Annotated in this window: 16 protein-coding genes; 1 reads left to right on the top strand and 15 read right to left on the bottom strand. The window is 68.9% G+C overall.

The window, feature by feature from the left end; translation table 11 throughout:
* Positions 1 to 8: 8 nt before the first annotated feature.
* From ACIOTO_RS14090 to ACIOTO_RS14065, 6 genes are all read right to left on the bottom strand, one after another.
* The gene (locus ACIOTO_RS14090) at positions 9 to 605 is read right to left on the bottom strand and encodes a hypothetical protein (protein ID WP_400858339.1); all 597 of its coding nucleotides are present in this window, start codon (positions 603 to 605) and stop codon (positions 9 to 11) included.
* The gene (locus ACIOTO_RS14085; RefSeq protein WP_400858338.1) at positions 602 to 1,915 is read right to left on the bottom strand and encodes a DUF58 domain-containing protein; all 1,314 of its coding nucleotides are present in this window, start codon (positions 1,913 to 1,915) and stop codon (positions 602 to 604) included. Before ACIOTO_RS14085 ends, ACIOTO_RS14090 begins: the two co-directional genes overlap by 4 nt.
* Positions 1,912 to 2,883 (bottom strand): AAA family ATPase, encoded by a 972-nt coding sequence (locus tag ACIOTO_RS14080; protein WP_400858337.1) that lies wholly within the window; start codon positions 2,881 to 2,883, stop codon positions 1,912 to 1,914. The genes ACIOTO_RS14085 and ACIOTO_RS14080 overlap by 4 nt, the downstream gene beginning before the upstream one ends.
* The gene (locus ACIOTO_RS14075) at positions 2,880 to 3,395 is read right to left on the bottom strand and encodes a hypothetical protein (protein ID WP_400858336.1); all 516 of its coding nucleotides are present in this window, start codon (positions 3,393 to 3,395) and stop codon (positions 2,880 to 2,882) included. Before ACIOTO_RS14075 ends, ACIOTO_RS14080 begins: the two co-directional genes overlap by 4 nt.
* Positions 3,392 to 4,147, bottom strand: a complete 756-nt coding sequence (locus ACIOTO_RS14070; protein WP_400858335.1) for a DUF4129 domain-containing protein — start codon at positions 4,145 to 4,147, stop codon at positions 3,392 to 3,394. The genes ACIOTO_RS14075 and ACIOTO_RS14070 overlap by 4 nt, the downstream gene beginning before the upstream one ends.
* A gap of 73 nt (positions 4,148 to 4,220) precedes the next feature.
* Positions 4,221 to 4,664 (bottom strand): MarR family winged helix-turn-helix transcriptional regulator, encoded by a 444-nt coding sequence (locus ACIOTO_RS14065; RefSeq protein ID WP_091037182.1) that lies wholly within the window; start codon positions 4,662 to 4,664, stop codon positions 4,221 to 4,223.
* Between the two features lie 45 nt (positions 4,665 to 4,709).
* On the opposite strand from ACIOTO_RS14065, the gene ACIOTO_RS14060 reads away from it, so the two are divergent.
* Entirely contained in the window at positions 4,710 to 4,952 is a 243-nt protein-coding gene (locus ACIOTO_RS14060) for a hypothetical protein (protein ID WP_091037185.1), read from the top strand.
* Between the two features lies 1 nt (position 4,953).
* On the opposite strand, the gene ACIOTO_RS14055 is transcribed toward ACIOTO_RS14060, so the two are convergent.
* From ACIOTO_RS14055 to ACIOTO_RS14015, 9 genes are all read right to left on the bottom strand, one after another.
* Positions 4,954 to 5,304: a TfoX/Sxy family protein gene (locus tag ACIOTO_RS14055; RefSeq protein ID WP_400858334.1), complete on the bottom strand. Its 351-nt coding sequence runs from the start codon at positions 5,302 to 5,304 to the stop codon at positions 4,954 to 4,956.
* A 15-nt stretch (positions 5,305 to 5,319) separates the two neighbouring features.
* On the bottom strand, positions 5,320 to 7,392 hold the full coding sequence (uvrB, locus tag ACIOTO_RS14050; protein WP_029261607.1) for an excinuclease ABC subunit UvrB: 2,073 nt from the start codon (positions 7,390 to 7,392) through the stop codon (positions 5,320 to 5,322).
* A 78-nt stretch (positions 7,393 to 7,470) separates the two neighbouring features.
* Entirely contained in the window at positions 7,471 to 8,070 is a 600-nt protein-coding gene (coaE, locus tag ACIOTO_RS14045) for a dephospho-CoA kinase (protein ID WP_400858333.1), read from the bottom strand.
* A gap of 32 nt (positions 8,071 to 8,102) precedes the next feature.
* On the bottom strand, positions 8,103 to 8,687 hold the full coding sequence (locus tag ACIOTO_RS14040) for a CoA-binding protein (RefSeq protein ID WP_400858332.1): 585 nt from the start codon (positions 8,685 to 8,687) through the stop codon (positions 8,103 to 8,105).
* Positions 8,684 to 9,988, bottom strand: coding sequence for an O-acetylhomoserine aminocarboxypropyltransferase/cysteine synthase family protein (locus tag ACIOTO_RS14035; protein ID WP_400858331.1), 1,305 nt, complete (start codon positions 9,986 to 9,988; stop codon positions 8,684 to 8,686). The genes ACIOTO_RS14040 and ACIOTO_RS14035 overlap by 4 nt, the downstream gene beginning before the upstream one ends.
* Positions 9,985 to 11,988 (bottom strand): acetate--CoA ligase, encoded by a 2,004-nt coding sequence (acs, locus tag ACIOTO_RS14030; RefSeq protein WP_400858590.1) that lies wholly within the window; start codon positions 11,986 to 11,988, stop codon positions 9,985 to 9,987. The genes ACIOTO_RS14035 and acs overlap by 4 nt, the downstream gene beginning before the upstream one ends.
* Positions 11,985 to 12,842, bottom strand: a complete 858-nt coding sequence (locus ACIOTO_RS14025) for an ABC transporter permease (protein ID WP_258134072.1) — start codon at positions 12,840 to 12,842, stop codon at positions 11,985 to 11,987. The genes acs and ACIOTO_RS14025 overlap by 4 nt, the downstream gene beginning before the upstream one ends.
* Positions 12,839 to 13,879 (bottom strand): aliphatic sulfonate ABC transporter substrate-binding protein, encoded by a 1,041-nt coding sequence (locus ACIOTO_RS14020; protein ID WP_400858330.1) that lies wholly within the window; start codon positions 13,877 to 13,879, stop codon positions 12,839 to 12,841. The genes ACIOTO_RS14025 and ACIOTO_RS14020 overlap by 4 nt, the downstream gene beginning before the upstream one ends.
* Entirely contained in the window at positions 13,876 to 14,733 is an 858-nt protein-coding gene (locus ACIOTO_RS14015) for an ABC transporter ATP-binding protein (RefSeq protein ID WP_400858329.1), read from the bottom strand. Before ACIOTO_RS14015 ends, ACIOTO_RS14020 begins: the two co-directional genes overlap by 4 nt.
* Between the last annotated feature and the right edge of the window lie 125 nt (positions 14,734 to 14,858).

Below are 14,858 nucleotides of genomic sequence, written 5' to 3'. Positions count from 1 at the left end.
GAACAAGTCTACGAGGGACCACGGACATCGGCTCCGACTCCGGCATCCACTCCGGTCTCTCCCCCGCCCGAGGCCGTGTGCGCCGGCTCGCCGTCCGACCGTTTCGCCGCCCGCAGAGCGAGGAGCACGCCCATGACCAGGGTCGCGGCCGCGACCGGCGCGAGCCACTCCGTTCCACGGTCGACACCGCTCGGAGCGAGCAGCCACATCGCGAACACCAGCGGCTGCGACAGGAGCTGCACGATGCCGAAACGCATGAAGGTCGGCCGGAGCACCCGCACCGCGAGGCGCGACCTCAGCGGCACGACCAGACTGAGCGCGGCGAGGACGTGGATGGCGTGCACGAGCAGGAGCGCAAGAGCCGTCCGCCCCGGGGACGGCTCCGTGAGGATCACCCCGAACGGGAGGCATGCCGCAGCTGTCCACGCCGCGAGTGTGCGCGGGATGACGACGGCGACGAGGGCCGCGACCACCGCGATCGCCTGCCAGAGCGGGAACGGGACCAGCGTCACCGCCCCGACCGCGACCACGCCGACGAGCAGCAGCCGGACCGTGACCCCGGGTACGGCACCCGGCACCCGAATCTGCCGGATCGCGCGACTCATCGTCGCACCGCCCTCATCCGCTGCTGGCGCAGGTCCGCCAATCGCATGGCGGCATCAACGTCGGGCGCCGCCCACGACACCACCTCGATGCCCGCATGGCGCAGCTCGGTCAGGATGTCGGTGCGCTCCGCGAGGACGGTGCGCAACGCGATGTGCTGCTCCCGGGTGAGACGTGACGCGTCCGACGTCGGAAGGACGTCCACCGCGACGACCGCGTGGCCGGACGCTCGCCATCGGGTCGCCAGCTGGGCAGCCACCCCGTCGAAGAAGGTCGAGAGCACGAACACGATGGAGCCGGAGGGAACGACGGGTGATCGGCGATAGGGCGAGCCGTCGGTACTCGAACCGGTCGCGGCGATGACATCGCGCACCCGGGCGAGGTGTCGTGCTCCTCCGCCCGAAGGGATGCTCCGCCCGCCGCTCGACAGCGCGTGGTAGGCGATCCTGTCGCCCGCACCGACGGCCGTGGTCGCGATCGACAGCGCCGCTTCTCGGGCGAGGTCCAACGAGGTCACGCCGGACCGGTCGGGGTCGGCGGCGCCCCACCCCGCGACCACAGCGCCGAGATCCTCTGCCGTATCCACCGCGATGACGACCGACGAGTCGCTCAGGGTGTTGTTCCGGCGCACGAGGAGCTCGCCGGGCCGCCGAGCAGCCCGGGCAGTGGCCCGCCAGTCGACGCGGCGCAGCTCGTCGCCCGGCGCGAACGGATGGATGTCGCGGAAGTCGCCACCCTGCCCCGGGCGTCCGCCCTCATGAGCACCGTGAAGACCGGTGAGCCGCGGCGCGACGGGGAGTCCCGCGAGGCGGAGTGCGCGCGGCGGCGTGTTCCACCGGATACCGGCGGCCGGAGCCTCCTCCGTGATCCAGGCGCCGTCCTGCGCCACGCACCGCGCCGTCACGCTCAACAGATCCAAGGGGCCGGAATGCTGAAGGCGTGTCCTCGTGGTGAGCACGGATCGACCGACGCCGACGTCTGCGAGTCGCTGCGGGCCCTTGTCCTGCGCGACGGCGAGCTGCACCCAATCCGCATCGACATCGACGTCGACCTCGCCCCATGCCTCCGACTGCTCACCGCCCACGCCGGCCTGCGCGCGCAGTTCGACCCGCAGATCGGCCGTCGCAGGCCGGCGCACCAGCATCCAGGCCGTCGTCAACGCGAGAGGCAGGCCGATGCCGATGATGTCCGGCCGCGAGAAAGCGAGCCCCGCCGCGACGAGCAGCGCCGCCCCGGCCACACCGATCGCGACGACGGGGGTCCGCCGCCAGCGGAGAGTCGTGCGCTCGGAGACGCGGATCGGATCGGTCATCGCACCGCGGAGACGGTCGGCGGCACCGATGTCTTCGCGACGACCGCGGCGACGACCGCTCGGGGATCCACGCCCTGCGCCCAGGCCTGCGGGGTGAGGGTGAGGCGGTGCGCGAGCACGGGCTCCGCGATGCGCTTGATATCGTCCGGCCGCACATACGCCCGCCCGTCCAGCGCGGCGAGAGCGCGTCCGAGCAGCACCAGGGACTGCGAGCCGCGCGGAGAGGCACCCACCGAGACGTTCGCCACCTCACGCGTGGCGCGGACCAGCTCGACGCAGTAGCGGGCGACGTCCGCGTCGACGTGGATCCGTTCCACCGCTCGCTGGATCGCCAGCAGGCCCTCGCCGTCGACGACCGGCTCGACGGAAACGTCGGACGACTGCCGTCGCACGCGGTCCAGGATGATGCGGGTCTCGTCGTCGACGTCCGGATAGCCGACCGAGAGCCGCACCATGAAGCGGTCGAGCTGGGCCTCGGGAAGCGCGTAGGTTCCCTCGTACTCGATCGGGTTCGACGTGGCGACGACATGGAACGGCTGGGGCAGCGGGAACCTGTTCCCCTCGACCGTGACCTGGTGCTCCGCCATCGCCTCGAGCATCGCCGACTGCGTCTTGGGGGTGGTGCGGTTGATCTCGTCCGCCAGCAGCAGCCCGGTGAAGATGGGCCCCGGCCGGAACTCGAAGTCGCCCGTCGCCGGTGCATAGACGTACGACCCGGTGACGTCTCCGGGGAGCATATCGGGTGTGCACTGCAATCGCCGGAAGTCCAGGCCCAGCGCAGAGGCCAGGCTCCGCGCTGCGAGTGTCTTGCCGAGCCCGGGGACATCTTCGAACAGCACGTGACCACCGGCGAAGATCGCGGCCAGGGCGATCGTGAGCGGCTCGTCCATACCGACGACGGCGGCGCCGACGCTCTCCCGCACTCGGCGTCCGAGAGCGGCGATCCGGGTGACGTCATCCGTGTTCATCGGTTCTCCTCCATGCCGGCTTTCGCGGCGATCGGGTGGTCTGCGTTCGCGGAGGCCTCGGTCGTTATGCCCTCGACCGCGTCGAGCACCCTTTCGAGATCGGCAGCCTGAACCTCGCGATTGTGCAGAGAGTCACGTACTCCCGGCCCGAGGAGCGCGTCGATCGCCGCCTGTTGAGCGGGGTCGTCGAGGTCGAGCCCCCGGTGGGCCAGTCGTCGCCGCAGCACGTTCTGCACCCGACGGACGACCACGTGCCCGGCGACACCGGTGCGCGAGTTGATCGACCAGGCGAGCCGAGACACCTCGGAGCCGCGCTCCGCACGTCGGCGTTGCTCCGGGGGCCAGAGGGAGGCTTCGTCGAAGAAGACCTGACGGCTCACGAGCGCGATCGTCAGCACGATCAGCAGCCAGGACGCGGCGAACAGCGTCGGCACGCCGAGTGCGCCGAGCAGCACGAGGACCACGGCCGCGACAGCCGCCCCGACTCCCAGGAGAATCAGCCGTCCCTTCATCGCCACCCCTCCTGGATGCCGCGCAGACAGGCCGCTGCCGCGGCGCGATCGCGCTCGTCCGCGACGAGACCGCCGAAACGGACCTGCTCGTACAGTCGGAGCAGCCCGACGATGTCGGCGGCTATCCCCGCACGTCGGCCGATGATCCGGACGGTGAACTCGGAAGGCGTCTCGTGAGGGGCGCGGCCGGCGCCGGCATCCGTCGCCGATTCCTCGAGACCGACCCACGCGGCGACGATGCTGTCGCCCGGTGCCGGGTCGACGTCGATCGTCCGCAGTGCTTCGTCGATCCCTCTTCGGATGACCGCTGCGTCAGGCTCGGCATCCGCCCCGGCGACAGCCGCGCTCGACGCATCGATGTCGGCGGCCTCGCGCCGCGCGAGCGGTCGATCCCGCCAGAGACCGCGCGCGTAGCGGACCAGCATCCTCACCCCGAAGAACAGCAGCGTCAACACCGCGATCGCGACGAGGGCGGCCATCACCGCGCCGATCACCTTGAGCAGGGGCGATTCCTCGGTCTGCTCCATCGGTCCGGGCGTCGACTCGGCAGGCGCGGGCTCACTGGTCGCTTCATTGACGATCTCCGCACCGTTGCCGGACAGCGGGCGGAACTGTGGAAGGCCCTGCTGCGCAGCGACGAACATGAGGACCGCGAAGACGCCCGCGACCGTGACCAGAGACAGAAAGACGCGGACCACGCGAGAGCCACCGACGCGCCGGTCCCCGGAAACCGGGGCTTCGGCGCGCGACATGCCTCCACCCTAGGGCGCGACTCCCGATGAATCCGTCGTCGGTCGCGCGAGTCGTGGGCGGCATCGCTCGGGTTCAGCCGAGATCCGGACGCCGCCCGGCGAACGGACCGAGGCCGTCGCGGAGCGCAGCGATCTCATCGATGCCCATGCCGACCGCCGCCATGACCTGGTGCGGAACATCCACGGCGCGCTCGCGCAGTGCCACGCCTGTCGCTGTCAGGGTGATCTCCAGTCGTCGCTCGTCCTCGCTGCTTCGCTGTCGCGCCACGAGTCCGTCCGCTTCGAGCCGCTTGACCAGGGGCGACGCGGTCGCAGGCTCCAACGCGAGATCCAGAGCGAGATCGTTCAGCGTACGCGGCGCCCGCTCCCACAGGGCGAGCATCACGAGGTACTGCGGGTGCGTGAGTCCCAGGGGCTCGAGGATCGGGCGGTAGAGGGCGACGACGTTGCGTGCCGCGGTCACCAGGGCGAAGCACAGCTGGTTCTCCAGCTTGAGCAGGTCGTCGTCAGCCGTCACATGGACGACTATACATCTGCACTAATCATTAGTACACTAAGCAACATGGCACAGGACTCCGACCGCCCGCCCCTTCGCACCCGCATCCGCGAGGCAGGTGGCCTCTACTCCTGGGTGAACACGAACCTCATCCGGCTCGCCGGTCCTGCCTCCGTCGGCCCGTACGAGAAGACTCCTCCGCCGAGCGCCGCAGAACGTGCCGAACGCGCGTGCCCGCTGTGCGGTGCACCGATGACCCAGCACGAGATCGATCGATCGGGCCCCAAGCCACTGATGCACTGCCCGTAGGTCAGTCCGAGCCGGAGGTATCGGTCGCCGAGCCGGTCGACTCGCGCGCGACATCGAGCCAGAACATCAGTTCGCTGTCGTCTTCGATGGCCTCAGGCGAGACGTCGAGCCATCCGGAACCCATCGTGCGCGAGCCCATGACCGCCCGCGCGACACCCGCGCGAGCCACGAGCGCCGCTCCGTTCTCGTCGTCGACACGCACCAGGAGGACGCCGCCCGGACGCGCACCGAGAAGAATGCGACCGTCGTCGAGGAATGCCCGGGTTCCGAACATCCGCCGCTCCTCGATCTCGATGTCGGCGCTCAGCAGCGCCCGGATCCGATCGGCCAGCTCGTCCCCCGCAGCATCCATGGTCCGCGCGTCGCCTTACGCGTGCCCCGCGCGTTCCATCGCCCGGAGTTCCTTCTTGAGGTCCTGCACCTCGTCGCGCAGGCGTCCGGCGAGCTCGAACTTGAGCTCCGCAGCTGCCGCAAGCATCTGGTCGGATAGATCCTGGATCGTGGCTTCGAGCTGTTGCGCTCCCTCGGCCGCGATGCCCGTGCGACGCAGGTTGGGCGTCGGCGACTTGCCCTTGCCCGATGCGCGACCACGGCCTGACATCATCTCCGCCGTGTCTGCGCCTTCGCGGGCGAGCACCTCGGTGATGTCCGCGATGCGTTTGCGGAGGGGCTGCGGGTCGATGCCGTGCTCCTTGTTGTACGCGACCTGCTTCTCGCGGCGACGATCCGTCTCCTCGATCGCCTTCGCCATCGAGTCGGTCATCTTGTCGGCGTACATGTGCACTTCGCCCGAGACGTTTCGCGCGGCGCGACCGATGGTCTGGATGAGTGAGGTCCCCGACCGCAGGAAGCCCTCCTTGTCGGCATCCAGGATCGCCACGAGCGAGACCTCCGGAAGATCGAGACCTTCACGCAGCAGGTTGATGCCGACCAGCACGTCGTACACGCCGGCACGCAGCTCACTGAGGAGCTCGACACGACGCAGCGTGTCGACATCGGAGTGCAGGTAGCGCACGCGCACACCGTGCTCCCCGAGGAAGTCGGTCAGCTCTTCGGCCATCTTCTTCGTGAGGGTCGTGACGAGAACCCGCTCGTCACGCTCGACGCGGACGCGGATCTCCTCCAGCAGGTCGTCGATCTGCCCCTTCGACGGTTTGACGACGATGTGCGGGTCGACCAGACCGGTGGGACGGATGATCTGCTCGACGATGCCGTCGGCGATCCCCATCTCGTATTTGCCGGGCGTGGCCGACAGATAGACGGTCTGTCCGATCCGGTTCTTGAACTCGTCCCATCGCAGCGGACGGTTGTCCATCGCGCTCGGCAGCCGGAAACCGTGATCGACGAGGGTGCGCTTGCGGGACGCGTCCCCCTCGTACATCGCGCCGATCTGGGGCACGGTGACGTGCGACTCGTCGATGACCAGCAGGAAGTCGTCGGGGAAGAAGTCGAGCAGCGTGTGCGGCGGCTCCCCCGGCATGCGCCCGTCCATGTGACGCGAGTAGTTCTCGATCCCCGAGCAGAAGCCCAACTGCTGCAGCATCTCGAGATCGAACGTGGTGCGCATGCGCAGACGCTGCGCCTCGAGGAGCTTGCCCTGCCGCTCGAACTCGGCCAGGCGCTCTTCCAGCTCGTGCTCGATCGTGCCGATGGAACGCTGGATCACATCGGTGCCGGCGACATAGTGAGACGCCGGGAAGATCGGGACGGCGTCGAGTTTCTCGATCACCTCGCCCGTGAGCGGGTGGAGCGAGTACAGGGCCTCGATCTCGTCGCCGAACAGCTCGATGCGGATGGCGTGCTCTTCGTAGACGGGGATGATCTCGATCGTGTCGCCGCGTACCCGGAAGTTGCCTCGCGAGAAGTCGACGTCGTTGCGGTTGTACTGCATCGCGATGAACTGGCGGATCAGCGCATCGCGGTCGTATCGCTCCCCCACTTGCAGGGCCACCATGGCGCGCAGATACTCTTCGGGAGCGCCGAGTCCGTAGATGCAGGAGACGGTCGAGACCACGATCACGTCGCGACGGCTCAGCAGCGAGTTCGTCGTCGAGTGCCGCAGCCGCTCGACCTCGGAGTTGATCGACGAGTCCTTCTCGATGAAGGTGTCTGTCTGTGGAACGTAGGCCTCTGGCTGGTAGTAGTCGTAGTACGAGACGAAGTACTCGACGGCGTTGTTCGGCATGAGCTCGCGGAATTCGTTGGCCAATTGGGCCGCGAGGGTCTTGTTGTGCGCGAGCACGAGCGTCGGTCGCTGCACCTGCTCGACGAGCCAGGCCGTGGTCGCCGACTTTCCGGTACCCGTCGCTCCGAGCAGCACGACGTCGGTCTCGCCCGCATTGATCCGCGCCGCCAGATCGGCGATCGCCGCCGGCTGGTCGCCGGCGGGCGCGTACTCGCTGATGACCTCGAAGGGGCGGACACTGCGCGTGGGTTGCATACCTCCAGCGTATGCCGCCCCTCCGACATCGAGGCCGTCAGGCGACGATGGTCGCCGTCTTCACGTGCCCGGGTAAGGTCACCGCTGTCGGAGCCGCTCCCAGAGCGCGTCGGTCTGCTCGTGCGTGCGCTCCAGGGTTCCTGCCGTGTCGATCACGACATCGGCGATGGCGAGCCGCCTCTCGTCGGAGACCTGAGCATCGATCCGCTCCTGCGCGGCCTTCTCTTCCATGCCGCGCAGCTCGGTCAGCCGTCGGAGCCGCACCGCAGCGGGGGCGTGCGCGACCACGATCAGGTCCCACGGATCGTCGACTCTCGCCTCCACGAGCAGGGGGACGTCGTAGACGACCACGGCATCCGCATCAGCAGTGAACGCCGCATCGAATCGGCGCTGCGACTCCTCCCGAACGGCGGGGTGCACGATCGCGTTCAGCTGAGCGAGCAGCTCGGGGTCGCCGAAGACCTTCGCCCCCAGGGCGGCACGGTCCAGGGCGCCATCGCCGTCGATCACCGTCGCTCCGAACGTCTCCGCTATTCGCTCCAGCACCGGCGAGCCCGGCGCCTGCACGTCGCGGACGATCTGGTCGGCGTCGACGATCACCGCACCGTGCTCCGCCAGTCGCCGGGCAATGGTCGATTTCCCCGACGCGATGCCGCCGGTGAGCGCGATGAGTGGCATGTCGCCAGTCTATGTTTCGATCCGATCTGTGCTCAGCGGGCGAGCAGCTGACGCCGCGAGCTGATCACGCCGGTGTCGAACCCGGCGAGGTGCAGACCACCGTGGAATCGCGCGTGCTCGATCTTGATGCAGCGATCCATCACGACCGAGAGCCCTGCCGCCTCGGCGACCGCCGCAGCGTCTTCATTCCATGAGCCGAGCTGCAGCCACAGTGTCTGCGCGCCCGCGTCGATCGCCTCCTGCGCGACACCCGGAAGGTCGTCGTGCCGGCGGAACACATCCACGATGTCGGGGACGACGGGAAGGCCGCTCAGCGACGCGTAGACCGGCTGCCCGAGGATCTCGGTCTCGCGCGGGTTGACGAGGTAGACGTCGTACGACGTGCTGGAGAGCAGGTATGTCGTCACGAAGTACGACGCGCGTGCCGGATTGTTCGACGCCCCCACGATCGCGATGGACTTGGCCCGCCGGAGCAGACCGAAGCGCTCTTGCTGACTCGGCCCCACCCAGGTCCGCTCAGGGTGAGCTGCCGGTGCGCCGGGCAGCGCACAGGCCACCCCGTCCGACTCCGCCGGAACGGCGCAGGAATCCGCGGCGGTCGTCTGCGTCTCGCTCATCGGTTCGCTCCCGTCGCGGTCGTGAGGGCCTGGTCGAGGTCCCAGATGATGTCTTCGGCGTCTTCGAGTCCCACCGAGATGCGGATCAGGTCGGGGCGCACGCCCGCGGCGACGAGCTGCGCCTCGGTGAGCTGGCGGTGCGTCGTCGAGGCCGGGTGGATGACGAGGGTGCGAGCGTCGCCGATGTTGGCGAGATGGGAGGCGAGCTGCAGGTTCTCGATCACCGTCTCCCCCGCCGTCCGACCGTCCTCCGCCGCGACGCCGAACGCGAACACCGAACCGGGGCCGAGCGGCAGGTACTTGGCCACCCGATCATGGTGCGGATGCCCTTCGAGGCCGGCCCACGTCACGTATGCGACCCGGGGATCGGAGGCGAGCCAGTCCGCGACGATGCGCGCGTTCGCGAGGTGCGCGTCGATGCGCTGCGGCAGTGTCTCGATCCCCTGGAGCAGGTTGAACGCCGACTGCGGACTGAGTGCCGGACCGATGTCACGCAACTGCTCCGAGCGGAGTTTGGTGAGGAAACCGTACTCCCCGAAGTTGTCCCACCATTTGATGCCGCCGTAGGAATCGACGGGCTCGGTCATCTGCGGGAACTTTCCGTTGCCCCAGTCGAACGTCCCCTTCTCGATGACGACGCCGCCGAGGGTGGTGCCGTGTCCGCCCAGGAACTTCGTCACGGAGTGGATCACGATGTCGGCGCCGTGCTCGAGCGGCCGTGCCAGGTAGGGCGTGGCGAGAGTCGCGTCCACCACGAGGGGAACCCCGGCCTCGTGGGCGACGGCGGCCAGTCCTTCGATGTCGGCGATCTCCCCGGACGGGTTGCCGATCATCTCGACGTAGACGACCTTGGTCTCCGGACGGATGGCCGCCGCATAGTCGGCAGGGTCGGAGGACGTGACGAACGTCGTCTCCACGCCGAACCGTCGCAGCGTCACGTCGAGTTGCGTCACGGTCCCGCCGTAGAGCTGAGCCGCAGCGACGACGTGGTCGCCGGCCCCGACGAGGGCCGCGAACGTGATGAACTCGGCGCTCATGCCCGATGCGGTCGCGACGGCGCCGATGCCGCCTTCGAGCGATGCCAGGCGCTCCTCCAGTGCGGCGACCGTGGGATTGCCGATCCGCGAGTAGATGTTTCCGTACTTCTGCAGGGCGAACAGATTCCCCGCATCCGCCGCATCCTCGAAGACGAACGAGGTCGTCTGGTAGATCGGCACCGCTCGGGCGCCGGTCGCCGCGTCGGGCGTGCCACCGGCGTGCAGGGCTCTGGTGCGAAATCCGAAGCGGTGTTCTTCCGTCATGCTGTCCTCAGTTCGGCGGCGGCGAGCACGTCGGCGATGTCGTCGACGGCCCAGGGGTTCTGCAGCGATGTGGTATCCCCGAGGGGGCCGGGGTCGCGACCGGCTCTGCGATCCTGCTCGGCCTCCCACAACTGTGCCAGGAGTCTGCGCATGATCTTGCCCGAGCGGGTCTTCGGCAGGTCGGGCACGATCACGATGTGCTTCGGCTTGGCGACGGGGCCGATGGATCGTGCGACCTGGGTGCGCAGGTCGGATGGGGTGATCTCTGCCCGGCCGGACGGGGTGACGAAGGCGACGACGGCCTGTCCGGTGACCGGATCGGACACGCCGGCGGACCCGGCCTCCCCCACGGTGTCGTGTGCGACCAGAGCCGATTCGATCTCGATCGTGGAGAGTCGGTGTCCCGAGACGTTCACGACGTCGTCGAGTCGGCCGAGGATCCAGATGTATCCGTCGGCGTCCCTGGTCGCTCCGTCACCTGCCACGTAGAACCCGCCGTGGTCACCCCTACCTGCGAACGTCGACCAGTAGGCGTCGCGATAGCGGGTGGGGTCTCCCCACACGGTCCTGGCCATTCCCGGCCAGGGCCTGCGGACGACGAGGGTTCCCGAGCGGCCGGGCGCGACCTCGTCGCCCCGCTCGTCCACCACCGCCGCGTCGATGCCCGGGAGCGGGACCGAGGCAGACCCCGGCTTGAGGGCGGTTACTCCCGGGAGCGGGGCGATCATCGCCGCGCCGGTCTCGGATTGCCACCACGTGTCGATGACGGGCAGTTCGTCGCGGCCGAAGTTGCGTCGGAACCACACCCAGGCTTCCGGGTTGATCGCCTCCCCGACGGTGCCGAGCAGTCGCAGGGTGGAGAGGTCGTGGCCCTGTGGCAGCTCCGCCCCGAACCAGGTCATGAACGTACGGATCAGCGTGGGCGCCGTGTAGTAGACGGTCACCCCATAGCGCTCGATGATCTCGAGGTGGCGTTCCCGGTGCGGTGCGTCGGGAGTCCCCTCGTAGAGGACCTGGGTGAGTCCGTTCGAGAGCGGACCGTAGATCTCGTAGGTGTGCGCCGTGACCCACGCGAGGTCTGCGGTGCACCAGTGCACGTCGTCGGGCTTCGCGTCGAAATGCGCCCAGTGCGCCCAGCTTGCGTGTGTCAGGTACCCGCCCGACGTGTGCACGAGCCCCTTCGGCTTCCCCGTCGTTCCCGATGTGTAGATGATGAAGAGCGGATGCTCCGCATCGAAGGCCTGCGCCTTGTGCTCCGGCGACGCCGTGTCGACAACGTCATGCCACCACACGTCGCGGCCATCCGTCCACGGAATGCCCTGCCCCGTGCGGCGCAGCACGAGGACGTGCTCGAGGTCGGGAAGCTCCGCCGCAGCGACATCGGCCGTCGACTTCACCTCGGTGGCGGTTCCGCGGCGATACTGACCGTCACTCGTGACGAGCAGCTTCGCGCCGGTGTCGGCGAGACGGAACCGCACGGCTTCGGCCGAGAAGCCACCGAAGACGAGCGAATGCACGGCGCCGATCCGCGCACAGGCGAGAGTGATCACGATCGTCTCGACGAGCACGGGGAGGTAGATCACGACGCGGTCCCCGGGACGGATGCCGAGAGCTGTGAGCGCGTTGGCGGCCTGCGACACGCGGCGCTGCAGATCGGCGTAGGTGACCGAGAGGCGGTCGCCCGGCTCCCCCTCGAAGTGCAGCGCCACCTTGTCGCCGCGTCCGGCTTCCACGTGACGGTCCACGCAGTTGACCGCGACGTTGAGTCTGCCGCCGACGAACCAGCGCGCCGCCGGAACGGCATCGCCGACCGGCGGATCCCATTCGTGGGCGGTGTGCCACGGCTCGGACCAGTCCAGGCGGCGCGCGGCCTCTTCCCAGAACGCGATCGGATCCGCGGCGGCGCGCGCATACGCGTCCGCGGTGACGTTCGCGTCACTGAAGCCAGCGTCCGGCACGTACACCCGCGACTCCTGCAGCCGAGCCTCGGTCACCGTCACACCCACCGACGGAGCAGGTATTTCTCGACCAGCACGAGGATCCCGTTGGTGAGCGTGCCCAGAAGTGCGAGCAGCACGATCGAGAGCAGGATGCGGTCCACGCGCCCGCTGCTCTGCGACTCGGTCAGCAGGAAGCCCAGGCCCATGGACGCTGCGATGAGCTCTGCGGCGACGAGGAACAGCCACGCTTGCGCGAGTGCCAGACGCAGCCCGGACACGACGGACGGCACCACCGCCGGCAGCTGCACGATGCGGAACAGCGACCAGCCGCGCAGGCTGAACGAACGCCCGGCTTCGACGAGCTGCGGATCGACGTGTCGGAGCGCCGACGAGACCGTCGTATACACCGGGAAGAACGCACCGATCGCGATCAGAGTGACCTTCGACTCCTCGCCGATCTGCATCCAGAGGATGAGGAGCGGCACCCAGGCCAGCGACGGCACGGCGCGGACCGCCGTGAGCGTCGGGCTGAGAAGCACCTCTCCCAGCCGGGAGAGCCCGACGATGCCGGCCGCGGCCAACCCGATGACGGATCCGATCGCGAAACCGAGCAGCACGCGCTGCACCGAGATCGCGATGTGCGTCCAGAGCTGTCCGGTCTCGGCCAGCTCCACACCGGCCTGGAACACCGACGCCGGTGTGGGCAGGCGGTACGGCGGCACCATCCCGCTCGTCGTCACCACCTGCCAGGCCGTCAGGATGATCACGGGCAGCAGGAGACCGGCGATGATCCGCACGACCGGCCGGTCCCACGAGCGCCGCGTAGCCCCGCTCCGGGGCTGGGACGTGCCCTTCGCGAAGTCGAGCGCGTCCCGAGACTCCTCGGGAACGATCAGTCGGTCGGGAATGGTCACTCGCCGTCGACCGCCTTCTTCGCGAACGTGTCGTTCACGATCGATGAGAGCGCCTTGTCGACGGAGTCCTTGCCGCCCTGCACGTCACCGGACTCGACGAGCACGGGCGCGATCTTCTCGAGCACCGCGATCTGGTCGTCACCGGGGACGCCGCTCACGTCGAGGTTCGAGCGCTCCTCGATCACGGTGGTGGCGACTTCGGGGTCGATGCCGGCGACCTCGGCGAGCAGCGCGGCGGTCTCCTCAGGGTTCTCGAGCGCCCACTCTCGCGCCTGCTCGTACGCGTCGACGACAGCCTGCGCGAGGTCGGGGTGGTTCGTGGTGAAGTCCTCGGTCGCGTTCAGGAAGCCGTAGGTGTTGAAGTCGACGTTGCGGTAGATGAGCTGGTCACCCGACTCCACCTCGGCGGCGGCCATGATCGGGTCGAGCCCGGCCCAGGCGTCCACGGAGCCGCCGTCGAGTGCGGCCCGGCCGTCAGCATGCTGCAGATTCTGCACCTCCACGTCGGAGAGCGACAGGCCGCCCTCCTCGAGCGCCTGCAGCAGGAAGAAGTAGGGGTCGGTGCCCTTGGTCGCCGCGATGGAGGCGCCCTTGAGATCTTCGAGGGCGGTGATGTCGCTGTCCGGGCCCACGACGATGGCAGACCACTCGGGCTGCGAGTAGATGTCGATGACCTGGATGGGCGAGCCGTTCGCACGGGCGAGGAGTGCGGCCGATCCTGCCGTCGAGCCGACATCGACGGAGCCGGAGCGCAGCAGTTCGTTGGCCTTGTTCGAGCCGGCGGACTGCACCCACTCGACCTCGACGTCATCGCCGAGGATCTCCTCGAGGATGCCCTGATCCTTGACGACCAGACTCAGCGGGTTGTAGGTGGCGAAGTCGATAGACAGGGTGTCCGCCGACCACTCGGTCGTGCCCGGCGTGCCCTCGGTGTCCGATGCCTTGGCGTTCTCTCCGGCCACGCACCCGGTCGCGACGAGCATCATCGTCCCGGCGATCACGATCGCGGGGATGATTCGGCGTGTGGTGGTGCTCATCGGGACTCCTCGGTGATGCGGTGGTGGGTGTCGACGCCGAGTCCTTCGAGAAGGTCGGCGCGCAGGTCGGCGAGGCCGCGGTCGGCGCGGTCGCGGGGACGGACGCCCGGCACGGAGATCGTGCGGGCGATGGATTGGTCGTCGTCGGCGCCCGTGCCCGAGCTGTCCAGCGTCCGCAGGAGCAGCACGCGGTCGGCGAGGTAGAGCGCCTCTTCGACGTCGTGGGTGACCAGCAGGATCGTGGTGGGCTCGGCCGCATGGATCTTCAGGAGCAGATCGTGCATGCGCAGACGCGTCAGGGCGTCGAGCGCGCCGAACGGCTCATCGAGCAGCAGCACCCCGGGGTTTCGGGCGAGCGCCCGGGCTAGGGAGGCGCGCTGGGCCATACCGCCGGAGACCTCGCGCGGGCGCTGGTCGCCCGCGTGCTCGAGCCCCACGAGGTGCAGCAGCTCGCGCACTCGCTCACGGCCGACACGGCGGGCGGTTCCTCGCGGCAGGCCGAGCTCGATGTTCTGGGCGATGGTGCGCCATGGGAGCAGTCGCGGCTCCTGGAAGGCGATGGCGGTCCGCTCGTCGACGTCGGCGACACCGATGTCGTCGAGGAGGATGCGTCCGCTCGTCGGAGCATCCAGTCCGCCGACGAGACGGAGGAGGGTGGACTTGCCGCACCCGGAGGGACCGACGACCGCGAGGATCTCCCCGGCCGCGATGTGGAGGTCGATGCCGCGGAGCACGTCGCGCCTCCCGCGCGGCAGCGCGAAGGAACGCTCGATCCCGTCGAGGCGGACCGCCTGCGCTGTTCCTGCCGAGGGCGAAGCGTCAGCAGTGCGCGACGCGGGCAACAGAGCAGTCATGACCCCATGCTGGCGGGGCGGACCGATTGTTACGAATGCCGACGTAATGTTCCGTCACGCAAAAGCAGCAGCACCCCGGAAACGCGAAACGGGCCGCCACACCCGCCCGAAGGCGAGGTGGCGAC

It is taken from the genome of Microbacterium sp. NPDC087592 (genome assembly GCF_044743585.1).
Lineage (GTDB): Bacteria > Actinomycetota > Actinomycetes > Actinomycetales > Microbacteriaceae > Microbacterium.
This window is presented reverse-complemented; position numbering and strand designations above follow the sequence as displayed.